The organism is Sphingomonas sp. FW306-05-A (genome assembly GCF_058782275.1).
The window spans coordinates 991,284-1,004,709 of the sequence record NZ_JBYSXN010000001.1 but is presented as its reverse complement, the minus strand read 5'-3'; the positions used below and the strand labels follow the sequence as shown (position 1 = coordinate 1,004,709).

10 protein-coding genes are annotated in these 13,426 nt (G+C 66.2%); 7 read left to right on the top strand and 3 right to left on the bottom strand.

The annotated features are described in order from the left end of the window. The first annotated feature begins 84 nt into the window (after window positions 1-84). Entirely contained in the window at window positions 85-1,275 is a 1,191-nt protein-coding gene (locus tag AC3WJR_RS04670; protein ID WP_492722703.1) for a molybdopterin molybdotransferase MoeA, read from the top strand. Between the two features lie 56 nt (window positions 1,276-1,331). Continuing rightward, window positions 1,332-2,006: a transcriptional repressor LexA gene (gene lexA, locus AC3WJR_RS04665; protein ID WP_492722700.1), complete on the top strand. Its 675-nt coding sequence runs from the start codon at window positions 1,332-1,334 to the stop codon at window positions 2,004-2,006. On the opposite strand, the gene AC3WJR_RS04660 is transcribed toward lexA, so the two are convergent. Then, window positions 1,997-4,192 carry a ComEC/Rec2 family competence protein gene (locus AC3WJR_RS04660; protein WP_492722698.1) on the bottom strand — a complete coding sequence of 732 codons (2,196 nt, stop codon included), beginning with the start codon at window positions 4,190-4,192 and terminating at the stop codon, window positions 1,997-1,999. The two genes, lexA and AC3WJR_RS04660, sit on opposite strands and share 10 nt — an antisense overlap. Before the next feature lie 136 nt (window positions 4,193-4,328). On the opposite strand from AC3WJR_RS04660, the gene gltX reads away from it, so the two are divergent. Genes gltX through AC3WJR_RS04645 form a run of 3 tightly spaced genes read left to right on the top strand, consistent with a single transcriptional unit; the run spans window position 4,329 to window position 7,270 of the window. Continuing rightward, complete coding sequence (gltX, locus tag AC3WJR_RS04655) at window positions 4,329-5,783, top strand: glutamate--tRNA ligase (protein ID WP_492724161.1); 1,455 nt, start codon at window positions 4,329-4,331, stop codon at window positions 5,781-5,783. Between the two features lie 18 nt (window positions 5,784-5,801). Continuing rightward, complete coding sequence (gene gltA, locus AC3WJR_RS04650; RefSeq protein WP_354280383.1) at window positions 5,802-7,088, top strand: citrate synthase; 1,287 nt, start codon at window positions 5,802-5,804, stop codon at window positions 7,086-7,088. After that, on the top strand, window positions 7,085-7,270 hold the full coding sequence (locus tag AC3WJR_RS04645) for a hypothetical protein (RefSeq protein WP_492722695.1): 186 nt from the start codon (window positions 7,085-7,087) through the stop codon (window positions 7,268-7,270). Before gltA ends, AC3WJR_RS04645 begins: the two co-directional genes overlap by 4 nt. 759 nt (window positions 7,271-8,029) lie before the next feature. Here the strand turns inward: AC3WJR_RS04645 and AC3WJR_RS04640 are convergent. Then, complete coding sequence (locus tag AC3WJR_RS04640) at window positions 8,030-8,977, bottom strand: cation diffusion facilitator family transporter (RefSeq protein ID WP_492722692.1); 948 nt, start codon at window positions 8,975-8,977, stop codon at window positions 8,030-8,032. Between the two features lie 27 nt (window positions 8,978-9,004). Next, window positions 9,005-10,417, bottom strand: a complete 1,413-nt coding sequence (locus AC3WJR_RS04635) for an amino acid permease (protein ID WP_492722688.1) — start codon at window positions 10,415-10,417, stop codon at window positions 9,005-9,007. 352 nt (window positions 10,418-10,769) lie between these two features. Here AC3WJR_RS04635 and AC3WJR_RS04630 point away from each other — a divergent pair, with 352 nt between their 5' ends. Together AC3WJR_RS04630 and AC3WJR_RS04625 are read left to right on the top strand one after the other, a co-directional pair. Next, window positions 10,770-11,969, top strand: a complete 1,200-nt coding sequence (locus AC3WJR_RS04630; protein ID WP_492724159.1) for a multidrug effflux MFS transporter — start codon at window positions 10,770-10,772, stop codon at window positions 11,967-11,969. Window positions 11,970-12,146: 177 nt separating this feature from the next. Then, the gene (locus tag AC3WJR_RS04625) at window positions 12,147-13,325 is read left to right on the top strand and encodes a zinc-dependent alcohol dehydrogenase (protein WP_492722685.1); all 1,179 of its coding nucleotides are present in this window, start codon (window positions 12,147-12,149) and stop codon (window positions 13,323-13,325) included. Window positions 13,326-13,426 lie beyond the last annotated feature (101 nt).

The window sequence follows — 13,426 nt, the reverse complement described above, 5'->3', positions numbered from 1 at the left end:
CGATCAACTGTTGCCCGGATGCACCACCCCAGCTTGGCCATGAGGGGTCGACGCGACCGGACCGGTAACGATAGAGACCAAGCGATGACCGAACGCCCTGCCCTGCTCGCCGTCGACGACGCGCTCACGCGCCTGCACGCCCTTGCGCCGAAAATCGCAGCTGAAACTGTCCCGCTGCGCGCCGCCGCGGGGCGCTGGGCGGCGGCGGACGTCGTCGCGCGCCGGACCCAGCCCGCGCGCGACCTGTCCGCGATGGACGGCTATGCGGTTCGCTTCGACGATCTCGGCGGCCCCCTGCGCTTGGTCGGCGAGAGCGCCGCGGGGCACCCGTTCGACCACCCGATCGGCGCCGGCGAGACGGTCCGCATCTTCACCGGTGCAGCCCTTCCGCCCGGGGCGGACGCCGTGCTGATCCAGGAGGAAGCCGCACGCGAGGGGGACGAGGTCCGTCTCGCAGGCGACGGTCCGGTGCGCGGCGGCAACATCCGCCGGGCCGGGATCGACTTCGCGCAGGACCAGACGCTGATCGCGACCGGCGACCGGCTGACCCCGGCGCGGATCGCGCTGGCGGCGAGCGGCGGTTACGGGACGCTCAGCGTCGCGCGGCGGATCCGTGTCGCGATCGTCGCGAGCGGCGACGAACTCACCCTGCCGGGTGCGCCGCTGAGCGACCGGACCTTGCCGGAATCGAACGGCGTGATGCTCGCGGCGATGCTGGCGGACCTGCCCGTCGACGTCGTAGATCTCGGCATCCTGCCCGACCGGCTGGACACGATCACCGAAGCGTTCCGCACCGTCGAAGCCGACATTCTCGTCACCACCGGCGGCGCATCGGTCGGCGATCACGACCTGATCCGCCCCGCGCTGGCGGCGGCGGGCGGATCGATCGACTTCTGGCGGATCGCGCTCCGCCCGGGCAAGCCGATGCTCGCGGGCAAGATCGACGAGATGCTCGTGCTCGGCCTGCCGGGCAATCCGGTGTCCGCTTATGTTACCGCGGCCATCTTCCTCAAACCCGTGATCGCCGCCATGTCGGGCGCGCGCGACCCGTCGCCGACCGCCTACCCCGCGATCCTCGGCGCGCCGCTGCGCGCCAACGACCGCCGTCAGGATTACATGCGCGCCGTCACCCGCGACGGGCGCGTCTATGTTGCCGACAGCCAGGATTCGTCGCTGCTCGCGACGCTCGCCCGCGCGGACTGCATGATCGTGCGCGCACCGTTCGCCCCGGCGGCCGATGCGGGCGACTCGGTGGAAATCCTGCCGATCGCTTGACGTCCATCTTTATGTTCCGTATAGGTTCGTCGTCTGTTCCGACGAAAGGGCCCGGAATGCTAACGCGCAAACAGCATGAGTTGATCTGCTTCATCAACGACCGGCTGGAGGAGACGGGAGTCTCGCCCTCGTTCGAGGAAATGAAGGAAGCGCTCGACCTGAAATCCAAGTCGGGCGTCCACCGCCTGATCAGTGCGTTGGAAGAACGCGCATTCATCCGCCGCCTGCCCAATCGCGCGCGCGCGCTCGAAGTGCTCAAGATGCCCGAACGGGGCACCAATGCCCCGGTAAAGGCGACGCCGGACGCCGCACCGGCCAGCCCGCGTGTCGTCCCGCAGCCCGCAAATGACGTGATCGAAATTCCGCTCCACGGCCGGATCGCCGCCGGTGTTCCGATCGAAGCGTTCGAGGGCGCGTCGATGCTGTCGGTGCCTGCCGCATTGCTCGGTGGTGGCGAACATTATGCGCTCGAGGTCGCAGGGGATTCGATGGTCGAGGCTGGCATCCTCGATGGCGACTATGCGCTGATCAAGCGTCAGGAAATCGCGCGCGACGGGGAGATCGTCGTGGCTTTGATCGACGACAGCGAAGCGACGCTCAAGTTCTTCCGCCGTGAAGGGGCGATGGTGCGGCTCGATCCGGCCAACCGCGCCTATGATCCGCAGCGGTACAAGCCCGCGCAGGTCCGCGTGCAGGGCAAGCTGGCCGGGTTGCTGCGCCGCTACGACTGATCGCTGGCGCGTTGCCGACGATCGGACCGGTGCCAGCGTTTGGCCCGTCGCTGCCGAGGATCGACAGGCGTGATCCAGGGGTGCGCATCTCCTGGCGTGCGCACCGTTCGGATGCTGGGGGAGCGGTGGCTCGCGACCGTCGACCAAATGCTCGGTCTTGGTAAAGTGATCGCCACCCCGCCGGTCCGCGCCAGCAAGCTCCGGTCGAGCCGCAACCAGCGTGGACGACAGCGCCGCGGCAACCAGCGATCGCTGATCACGATATCCGCGGCAGCACAGGCCCGGACCAGATCTTCGATCGGAACCGCATAAGCGCTCCGCGTCGCCAGCACGGTCCATCGCCGTGTTCCGACGGTTCTCACCGCCATGCACAGGTCCCGGCTGCATCGCGCATCCCGCTGATCCGACCACAACACTGGCAACCCTGCAACGCCCCCGCCCTGCGCCAGCATGTCCGCGGTATAGTCGCCCGTCCTGTCGCGCAGCAGCGCAACGTCACCCGCTCGCGTCCGGATCGCCACATGGCGTCCGTCCCCGGTCACCAGCAGATCCGGCGCAGGCGTGGCGATCGCCCACGCCGCACCGATCACGAACGGGCCGATCCCCAGCCGTCGCCATCGCGTCCGCCACAGCGCGATCCAGATCCCGCCGATCGCCATCGCGGCAAATGCGCCCCCCGGCATCGCCGGCAACGGCGCGACCGAACCAGGGATCGCCGCCGTCGTGCGCGCAATCCACAACAGCAGCTCGAGCGACATCCGCGTCGCCCACCACAAGGGTGCCCCCAACCCGACCGTGTCGAACAACAGCGCCGCTGCCTCCAGCGGCATGATCACGAACGTCGTCAACGGGATCGCACAGATATTGGCGACCGCGCCGTAGATGCCCGCCTTCTGGAAATGGTAGAGCGAGATCGGCAGAAGCGCGGCCTCGACGACCAGTCCGGTCAGCAGCAGCGCACCGATACTGCGCGCAACACGGTTGAGGCGCGGTTCTTCGCGCGGCGCGACCAGCGCACGGATGCCGGGGTGGTCGTTCCACGCGATGATCGCCGCAACCGCCGCGAACGAAAGCTGGAAGCTCGGCCCGGCGAGCGATTCCGGGTATAGCAACAACACGACGAGCGCGCCCGCTGCGACCAGGCGCAGCGTCAGCGCTTCCCGTCCCAGCGCGAGGGCAATCAGCACGCACAGCGCCGCGACGCACGACCGGATCGTCGGCACCTCCGCCCCGGTCAGCATCGTGTACCCGATCGCGACCAGCGCCCCCGCCGCGCCCGCCACCAACGGCAACCGCCAGCGCAGCGCGAGCCACGGGATTAATGCGAGCAACCGCGTCACGACGATCATCGTCGCGGCGACCGCAGCCGTGATGTGCAACCCGCTGACCGACAGGAGATGCGCCAGCCCGGAACGGCGCATCGCCTCGGTATCGGCGAGCGGGATCGATCCCTGGTCCCCCGTCGCGAGCGCCGCCGCGATGCCCCCCGCCCCACCGCCACCGGCGCGCGCCTGGATATGCCCGGACAGGTCCACGCGCAGCCCGGGAAGGATCGACGGTCGCCCCGGTGCGACGATCGTTACCGGCGCAAAACCGCGGCCGGTCGCGCCGATCCCGTCGAACCATGCGGTGCGCGCATAATCATACGCCCCCGGCACCGAAGGCTCGGGCGGCGGCAACAGGCGGGCCGACAGCCGCAACACCGCACCCGACGCCAGCCCGGCGGGGACGTCGACCGTGGCGAGATTGATCCGGAGATGCTTCGGCAGAACCGGCAGCGGCCGACCGCTCGCATCGGGCCGCGCGATGACGGCAAGCGGCGCCAACCGAAACCGCACCAGATCCCGCGCCGGCAACGGCTCGATCCGTTCGACGCGCGCGACGAACGTCGCGATCGTCGGACGCTGGAGGACGGGATGCGTGACGCGCTCAGACCGCCACCAGATCAGGCCGATTCCCAGCGCCACGGCAAGCGCCGCGACCCCAAGGCTGCGTGCCGCGCGTCCGTACCGCCCGAGCGCTGCACAGCCGAGGCCGGCCGACACCGCAACCAGCATCGCGATCTGCCAATCCGCGCGGCTCGGCAACAGGAACCACAAGGCGATCCCGGCCCCCAGCATCACCGGCAACCACAAGGGAAGCTGGTCGCGTTCCGCCTCCAACCATCGTTCGAACGTGTCCGCCATACCGCGTCCAGCAACGAAAAATTGCGACAGCCACCAGCGCACCCCGGTTTGAAGCGTGGCAAAGCGCGTGCTAGGGGCGCTGCAGGCTGATCCGGCCATCGAATTTCTAGTCTGGGAGTATGCGCGGTTGAGCGCAATCACTGAAACCACCACAACGACCGACGGCACGCCCGACGTTTCCGCCGGTACCGTGGTCACGCGCTTCGCGCCGTCGCCGACCGGCTTCCTCCACATTGGCGGCGCGCGCACCGCGCTGTTCAACTGGCTGTACGCACGCCATCACGGCGGCCGCTTCCTGCTGCGGATCGAGGATACCGACCGCGCGCGCTCGACCCAGCCCGCGATCGACGCGATCCTCACGTCGCTGCGCTGGCTCGGGCTCGATTGGGACGGCGACGAAGTGTATCAGTCGGCCCGCGCCGATCGTCACGCCGAAGTCGCGCACCGCATGGTCGAGCATGGCCACGCCTATCGCTGCTACCTGACGCCCGAGGAACTCGCCGCGATGCGCGCCGAGGCCGAAGCCGCCAAGAAGCCGCTGCGCGTGCGCAGTCCATGGCGCGACAAGGCCGCCGAAGCCGACGACAGCCGTCCGTTCGTTGTCCGCCTCAAGGCACCGACCGAAGGTGCGGTCACGATCGAGGATCGCGTTCAGGGGTCGGTCACGGTCCAGAATGCGGAACTGGACGATCTCGTCCTGCTGCGCTCGGACGGGACGCCCACCTATATGCTCGCGGTCGTCGTCGACGATCACGACATGGGCGTGACGCACGTGATTCGCGGCGACGATCATCTCAACAACGCTTTCCGCCAATTGCCGATCATTCGCGCAATGGATGCGATAGAAGGCGGCTGGCCCGATCCCGTTTATGCACACATCCCGCTGATCCACGGGTCGGACGGCGCGAAACTGTCCAAGCGCCACGGCGCGGTCGGCGTGGAATATTATCGCGACGAACTCGGCATGCTGCCCGAGGCGCTCGACAATTATCTGCTGCGTCTGGGGTGGGGGCATGGTGACGACGAGATCATCAGCCGTACCCAGGCAGTCGAGTGGTTCGATCTCGCCGGAGTCGGCAAGTCGCCGTCGCGCTTCGACTTCAAGAAGCTCGAGAACCTGAACGGCCAGTACATTCGCGTCGCAGACGATGCACGGCTTGCCGCGCTCGTCGCCGATCGGCTTGATTTCAAAGCCACGGACGCGCAGCGCGACCTTCTTGGCCGAAGCATGGCATCGCTCAAGCCACGCGCGGCCGATCTTCTGGATCTGGCGAACGGGGCCGCCTTCCTGTTTCGAAAACGTCCGCTGGAAATGGATCGGGATGCCTCCGCGCTCGTTTCCGGTGATGCTCCCAAGCTCCTCGCCCGGCTGCACGCAGCGCTTGACGCGCTCGAACGCTGGGATACGGAGAGCCTCGAAACTGCGGTACGGCAGGTCGCCGATGACGCAGGGGTAAAACTCGGGCAAGTCGCGCAGCCGCTGCGCGCTGCGCTCACCGGGCGCAAGACCTCGCCTGGAATCTTCGATGTGCTCGACCTGCTCGGGCGCGACGAAAGTCTTGGTCGGATTGCCGACCAGATGATCGCTTAAGTCACGAAAGGACAACCGATGACCGACACCGCCAAGCTGAGCGCCGCCGGCAAGGACCTCGATCTCAAGGTCATGCACGGCAGCGTCGGTCCCGACGTGCTCGATATCCGTAAGCTCTATGCGCAAACGGGTATGTTCACCTACGATCCGGGCTTCACCTCGACCGCAAGCTGCGATTCCGCGATCACCTATATCGATGGTGACGAAGGCGTGCTGCTCCACCGCGGCTATCCGATCGGCCAACTGGCCGAACAGTCGAGCTTCATGGAAGTGTGCCACCTCCTCCTCAACGGCGAACTGCCGACCCAGGACGAGCTCGACAAGTTCAGCTACACGATCAGCCGCCACACGATGCTGCACGAGCAGCTCGCGACCTTCTATCGCGGCTTCCGTCGCGATGCGCATCCGATGGCGATCATGTGCGGCGTCGTCGGCGCGTTGTCGGCTTTCTACCAGGATTCGGCGGACATCACCGATCCGCAGCAGCGCATGATCGCGAGCCATCGCCTCATCGCCAAGATGCCGACGATCGCTGCGATGGCGTATAAATATTCCATCGGCCAGCCGTTCATGCACCCCAAGAACAACCTGAGCTACACCGGCAACTTCCTGCAGATGACGTTCGGCGTCCCCGCGGAAGAGTATGTGGTGAACCCGGTCGTCGAAAAGGCGATGGACCGGATCTTCATCCTCCACGCCGATCACGAGCAGAACGCGTCGACCTCGACCGTTCGTCTCGCCGGCTCGTCGGGTGCCAATCCGTTCGCTTGCATCGCGGCGGGCATCGCCTGCCTGTGGGGCCCGGCGCACGGCGGCGCCAATGAGGCGGCGCTGAACATGCTCCGCGAGATCGGCACCGTCGATCGCATCCCCGAGTATATCGCGCGCGCCAAGGACAAGAACGATCCGTTCCGCCTGATGGGCTTCGGTCACCGCGTTTACAAGAACTACGATCCGCGTGCGACCGTGATGCAGCAGACCGTGCGCGAGGTGCTCGGCGAGCTCGGCGTGACCGATCCGGTGTTCGACGTCGCGATCGCGCTCGAGGAAATGGCGCTCAGCGACCCGTACTTCATCGAGAAGAAGCTGTTCCCGAACGTCGATTTCTATTCGGGCGTGATCCTCTCGGCGATCGGTTTCCCGACGACGATGTTCACGGCATTGTTCGCGCTCGCCCGCACCGTCGGCTGGGTCGCGCAGTGGAACGAGATGATCTCGGATCCGGAGCAGAAGATCGGCCGTCCGCGGCAGCTCTACACCGGCCCGACGCAGCGCGATTACGTTGCGCTCGGCGACCGTAAGTGAAGACCCTGGTGGCCCTTGTCGGCGTGCTTGCCACGCTGATGGGGCTGCTGTGGATTGGTCAGGGGCTCGGGGTCGTGCATTGGCCGGCGTCGAGCTTCATGATCGCGCAGACCCAATGGGCTGTGTACGGCGCGATCCTCGCGGCGATCGGCGTGGCCGCAATCTGGTGGTCGCGCCGCTAGAACCCTCTTCTTAAGCCCCTCCCCTTCAGGGGAGGGGTTGGGGGTGGGGCAGTCCAGCAGAAACCAACCTGCGTATTCGCGGCACGGCCCCACCCCAACCCCTCCCCTGAAGGGGAGGGGCTAATCGGCCAGCGTCACTCCTCCTCCGCCACCTTCAGCGTCGCCACATTCTTGCTTTTTGTGGATCGGTCAGGGGCTCGGCTGGTGCATTGGCTGGCATCGAGCTTCACGATCGCGCACACCCAATGGGCTGTGTACGGCAAGATCCTCGCGGCGATCAGTGTGGCCGCACTCTGGTGGTCGCGCCGCTAGAACCTTCTTCTCAAGCCCCTCCCCTTCAGGGGAGGGGTTGGGGGTGGGGCCGTCCAGCAAAAACCAACCTGCGTATTCGCGGCACGGCCCCACCCCAACCCCTCCCCTGAAGGGGAGGGGCTAATCGGCCAGCGTCGCTCCTCCTCCGCCACCTTAAGCGTCGCCGCATTCTTGCTTTTTGTGGATTGGTCAGGGGCTCGGACTGGTGCATTGGCCGGCATCGAGCTTCACGATCGCGCACACCCAATGGGCTGTGTACGGCGCAATGCTCACGGCGATCGGTGTGGCCGCACTCTGGTGGTCGCGCCGCAAGAACCCTCTTCTCAAGCCCCTCCCCTTCAGGGGAGGGGTTGGGGGTGGGGCCGTCCAGCAAAAACCAACCTGCGTGTTCGCGGCACGGCCCCACCCCAACCCCTCCCCTGAAGGGGAGGGGCTATGTGACCAACGTCACTCCTCCACCACCGTCAACGTCGCAGCGTTCTGGCTCTTCTCCGGCCGGATATAGATCGAAGACAACATCGGCTCCGCCGCCTTCAGCGCGGTCTCGATCGTCTCGATCAGCGTCTCCGCCTCCCCCAGCGTCAAAGAATCGCGGAAATCCGCGCTGATCGCCACGAAGATGCTCTGCGGCGCGGTATGGATCGTGCGGACATGGTTCACCGCGGTAATGTCGGGATAATTGGCAACGATCGCCTCGACCCGCGCGACGATCGCCGGGTCGGCCCCCTCCCCGATCAGCAATCCCTTCGCTTCACGCGCGAGCAGCGTCGCAACCACGCCGAGAATGACCCCGATGACGATCGACGCGATCCCGTCGATCCGCGGGTCGTTGAAGGCATGGCTCGCCCAAACGCCGATCGCGGCGACGACCAGCCCTGCCAGTGCCGCCGAATCCTCGAACAGGACGATGAACCCCGTCGGATCCTTCGACCGGCGCACCGCCTGCCACCATCCGCGCCCCCGGTTCTCGCTCGCGAAACCGCGCATCGCAAGGAACCAGGACCCGCCTTCCATCAGGAAGGCGACGCCAAGCACGACATAATTAACCAGCGGGTCCCGCAGCGGCTCGGGTTCCTCGATATGCACCCAGCCTTCGTAGAGCGACACCCCCGCGCCGACCCCGAAGATCAGGATCGCGACCACGAAGCTCCAGAAATACAGTTCGCGACCATAGCCGAATGGGTGCGCGGTATCGGGCGGCCGCTTCCCGCGGTGCTTGCCGTAGAGCAGCAGGACCTGGTTGAGACTGTCGACGACCGAGTGGAACCCCTCGGTCAGCATCGACGACGACCCGGTGATCGCCGACGCGATGAACTTCGCCACGGCAATGCCGAGGTTCGCCGCGAGGGCGGCGAAGATCACCAGATTGGATTCGCCTCGTTTGGCAGCGGACATCGTTTATTATTCCTGTTCCGGCGCCGATCAGACGACCATCGTCGCGCGCGCACGGCCGTAGACGAAGTACACCACCAGACCCAAGGCGTTCCAACCAAGGAATGATAGCTGCGTCACCACCTGCAGGCTGGTGAAGAGATAGACGCACCCCAGGATCGCGAGCGGCGCGATGACCCAGGCAATCGGCATCCGGAACGGCCGCCGCGCATCCGGCGACCGTCGCCGCAACACCAGCACACACGCCGCCACCGCGACGAACGCGCACAGCGTGCCCGCATTGGCGAGGCTCGCGATCACGTCGATCGGCATCAGCGCGGCGATCACCGCGACGAACAGCGCAGTCACCATTGTCACCCGCGCGGGCGTCCCGCGCTTCGAGACGCGTGCAAGCGCGGGCGGCAGGAAACCGTCGCGCGCCATCACCAGGAAGATCCGGCTCTGGCCGTACAGGAAACCGAGCAGCACGGTCGGCAGCGCGATCGCGGCGGCGGCGGCGATGATCGTCGCGATACCGGGCTGGCGCAACTGGACGAGGATCAACGCGAGCGGCTCGGCGCTCTTGCCGAACACGCTGTAATGGACCGCGCCGACCGCGGCGAGCGCAACAACGATATAGATGATCGTGCAGGCGACCATCGATCCGACGATCCCGATCGCAAGATCGCGCTCGGGGTTCTTGGTTTCCTCCGCCGCGGTCGAGATCGCGTCGAACCCGTAGAACGCGAAGAAGATGATCGCGGCGGCGCCCATCATCCCGTACTTCACGCCGTCCGCACCCGCGACGCTGCCATAGCCATAAGGCGCGAACGGCGTCAGATTGGCCGCGTCGAAATGCGGCAGCGCGACGATGACGAACAGCGTCAGCGTGACGATCTTGAGGATCACCAGCGCGCTGTTGATCCGCGCGCTCTCGCGCGTGCCGAGCGAAAGCAACCCCGCAACGACCGCGATGATGAATACCGCCGGCAGGTTGATCCCGAACGCGCCGGTGGCGCTGGGGCCGTGCGTCAACACATCGGGCAGGACGATCCCCACGCCCGCCAGAAACCGCACCGCATAACTCGACCAACCGACCGCGACCGCCGAGACGACCAGCGAATATTCGAGGATCAGGCTCCACCCGACCACCCAGGCGATGATCTCGCCGAGCACCGCATAACTGTAGGTATAAGCGCTGCCCGAGGCCGGGATCATCGTCGCCATCTCGGCATAGCATAGCGCCGCGCACGCACAGATCGCGCCCGCCACGACGAAGCTCAGCAACACCGCAGGCCCCGCACGGTCCGATGCGACCCCGATCAGCGTGAGGATGCCGGTGCCCACAATCGCGCCGACGCCAAGCGCGACGAGATGCGGCCAGGACAGCGTTCGTGCGAGCTGGTGTTCGGCGGGCTGTTCCGCGCCGGTCTTGATGATCTTGCGGCGCAACAGACTGGCCATGCTTCCCCCGGGAGTGTTTTATCGTTGAACGCGCGCCTTACCGCGGGATCGTCGCGCGAGGAAAGCCCTGCCGGTGCGACGAGCGGACGAGCGCACCTGCACCCCCCTGCCACTTCCCCGGCGAAGGCCGGGGCCCAGTCGCGCGCCGTGCATGGCGGTGGCGGCACGCAATGACATCGACCGTCGCTACTGGGCCCCGGCCTCCGCCGGGGAAGCAACAAGGAAGAACGGGGCCACACGCGCCAGGCGGGCACACGCCTTTCCATTCTTGCTTAGGCACCGACAAAGATAGCCTATCCCGCCGCACCACACTAAGCGGGCGCGCATGACAACGACCACTCCCGCCCCAGCCATGCATCGCCATGAATTCGTGGCGTTCGTCGCGGCGCTGATGGCGGTCAACGCGCTCGGCGTCGACCTGATGCTCCCCGCGCTCGCCGACATGGGCCGCGACCTGGCGATCGCGACCGCCAACCACCGGCAGTGGATCATCACCTTCTACATGCTCGGCTTCGGAGTCGGGCAGCTTGCCTATGGCCCCCTCACCGATCGCTACGGACGCAGGCCGATCCTCCTGATCACGCTGCTCGGCTTCGTCGCGGCGAGCATCTTCGCGGCGAGTTCCGCGACCTTCCCCGCGCTGATCGGCGCGCGCATCCTGCAAGGGTTGATGTCGGCGGCAACGCGGGTCCTCGCGGTGGCGATCGTGCGGGACAATTTCTCCGGCCGCACGATGGCGCGGACCCTGTCGGTCGCGCAGATGATCTTCTTCCTCGTCCCGATCCTCGCGCCCAGCCTCGGGCAGATGCTGCTCCTGATCGGGCCGTGGCGCTTCATCTTCTACGCGCTGGCGGGGTTCGCGGCGTTCGTGCTCGCCTGGACGTTCGCGCGGCTCCCCGAGAGTCTTCCGGTCGAACGGCGCGTGCCGATCTCGATCGCGACGCTCACCGCTTCCTATCGCCTTACGCTGACCAACCGCTATTCGGCGGGCTATGCGGTCGCGGCGTCGCTGACCTTCGGGGGAATCATCGCGTTCGTCGCATCCTCGCAGCAGATCTTCGTCGAGGAATTCCATGCCGGTGACCGGTTCACCGTCCTGTTCGCGGTGTGCGCCTTCTCGATGGGCTGCGCATCCTTCGCCAACAGCCGGCTGGTCGAGCGGCTCGGCACGCGGCTGATCTCGCAAGTCGCGGTGTTCGGGTTGATTGGCCTGTCGCTGCTGCATCTCGTGGTGATCGGCGCAGGCGACGAAACGCTGGTGACGTACATGGCGTTTCAGGCGTTGAGCATGACGTGCATCGGGCTGTGCGGGTCGAACTTCGGCGCGATGGCGATGGAGCCGGTCGGGCATATCGCGGGGACGGCCTCGTCGGTGCAGGGGTTCATCACCAGCGTCGGCGCGGTGCTGGTCGGGTCCGCGATCGGCCAATCGTACAACGGCACGACCTTCCCGCTCGCGATCGGCTATCTCGCGATCGGTGTTGCGGTGCTGGTGCTGATCCTGATCGTCGAAAACGGCAAGTTGTTCCAGCCGCGCATGCAAGACGAATAGATCATCTCCGGGCAAGTATCGCAAATCGCGGTCAATTCGTCGACCGATGGGATAACCGTCCGGGCTATACTGATGTAGATCATCAACGTCCGTGGGACCTTTTATCCTACCGCTCGTTAACCGTGCAGGATGGTTTGCTGACAGCGGCAGACCCGATATCCCCAACGGAGATCAACAATGCGCGCATTATGCTGGCACGGCAAAGGTGACGTTCGCGTCGACACCGTAGCAGACCCCGAGATCAAGCATCCGCGCGATGCGATCATCAAGGTAACCGCTTGCGCGATCTGCGGGTCGGACCTGCATCTGCTCGACGGATACCAGCCGACGATGGAATCGGGTGATATTCTCGGCCATGAGAACATGGGCGAAGTCGTAGCCCTCGGCTCCGAAGTGACCAACCTCAAGATCGGCGACCGCGTCGTCGTGCCGTTCACGATCAGCTGTGGCGAGTGCTGGTTCTGCAAAAAGGGGCTGTTCTCGGCCTGCTCGACGACCAACCCCAATGCCGAGATGGCGATCAAGGCGATGGGCCATTCGCCCGCCGGCCTGTTCGGCTTCAGCCACATGCTCGGGGGTTATTGCGGTGGTCAGGCGGAGTATCTGCGCGTGCCGATGGCCGATTTCGGCCCGATCAAGGTGCCCGATAGCGTCACCGACGAACAGGCGCTGTTCCTCTCGGACATTTTCCCGACCGGCTATATGGCGGCGGAAAACGCACAAATCGAGCCCGGCGACACGGTCGCGATCTGGGGCTGCGGCCCGGTCGGCCAGTTCGCGATCCGCTCGGCGCTGATGCTCGGCGCAGGCCGTGTCATCGCGATCGACGAAGTCCCCGAGCGGCTGCGCATGGCGGAAGCCGGCGGCGCGGAGACGATCGACTTCAGCGAAGTCGAGAACGTCTATGACGAGCTGCAATATCGCACCAAGGGCCGCGGCCCCGACAGCTGCATCGACGCGGTCGGCGCGGAAGCCTCGGGCCACGGCTCGGCGGACGCAGTGCTCGACAAGGCCAAGGCGACGATCGGTCTCGCGACCGACCGCGTCCATGTGCTGCGCGAAGCGATCATGAGCTGCCGGATGGGGGGAACGGTCTCGATCCCGGGCGTCTATGTCGGCATGGGCGACAAGATCCCGATCGGCGCGCTGATGAACAAGGGCCTGACGATCAAGGCGGGCCAGACCCACGTCCAGGCGTACACCAAGCCGCTGCTCGCCCGCATCGAGGCAGGCGACATCGACCCGAGCTTCGTCGTGACGCACCCTGCCTCGCTCGAGGATGCGCCGGAAATGTACCAGAAGTTCCGCGACAAGGAAGACGGCGTCATCAAGGTGGTGATGCGCCCGCACGGGTAATGCCGGGTCGGGGTGGCGGCGGTGCCGTCACCCCGGCGACGGTAGTGGCCCGTAGACCCCTAGATGCGAATGTCGTGGTTTGGTGGAAAGCTGCCGTTCGA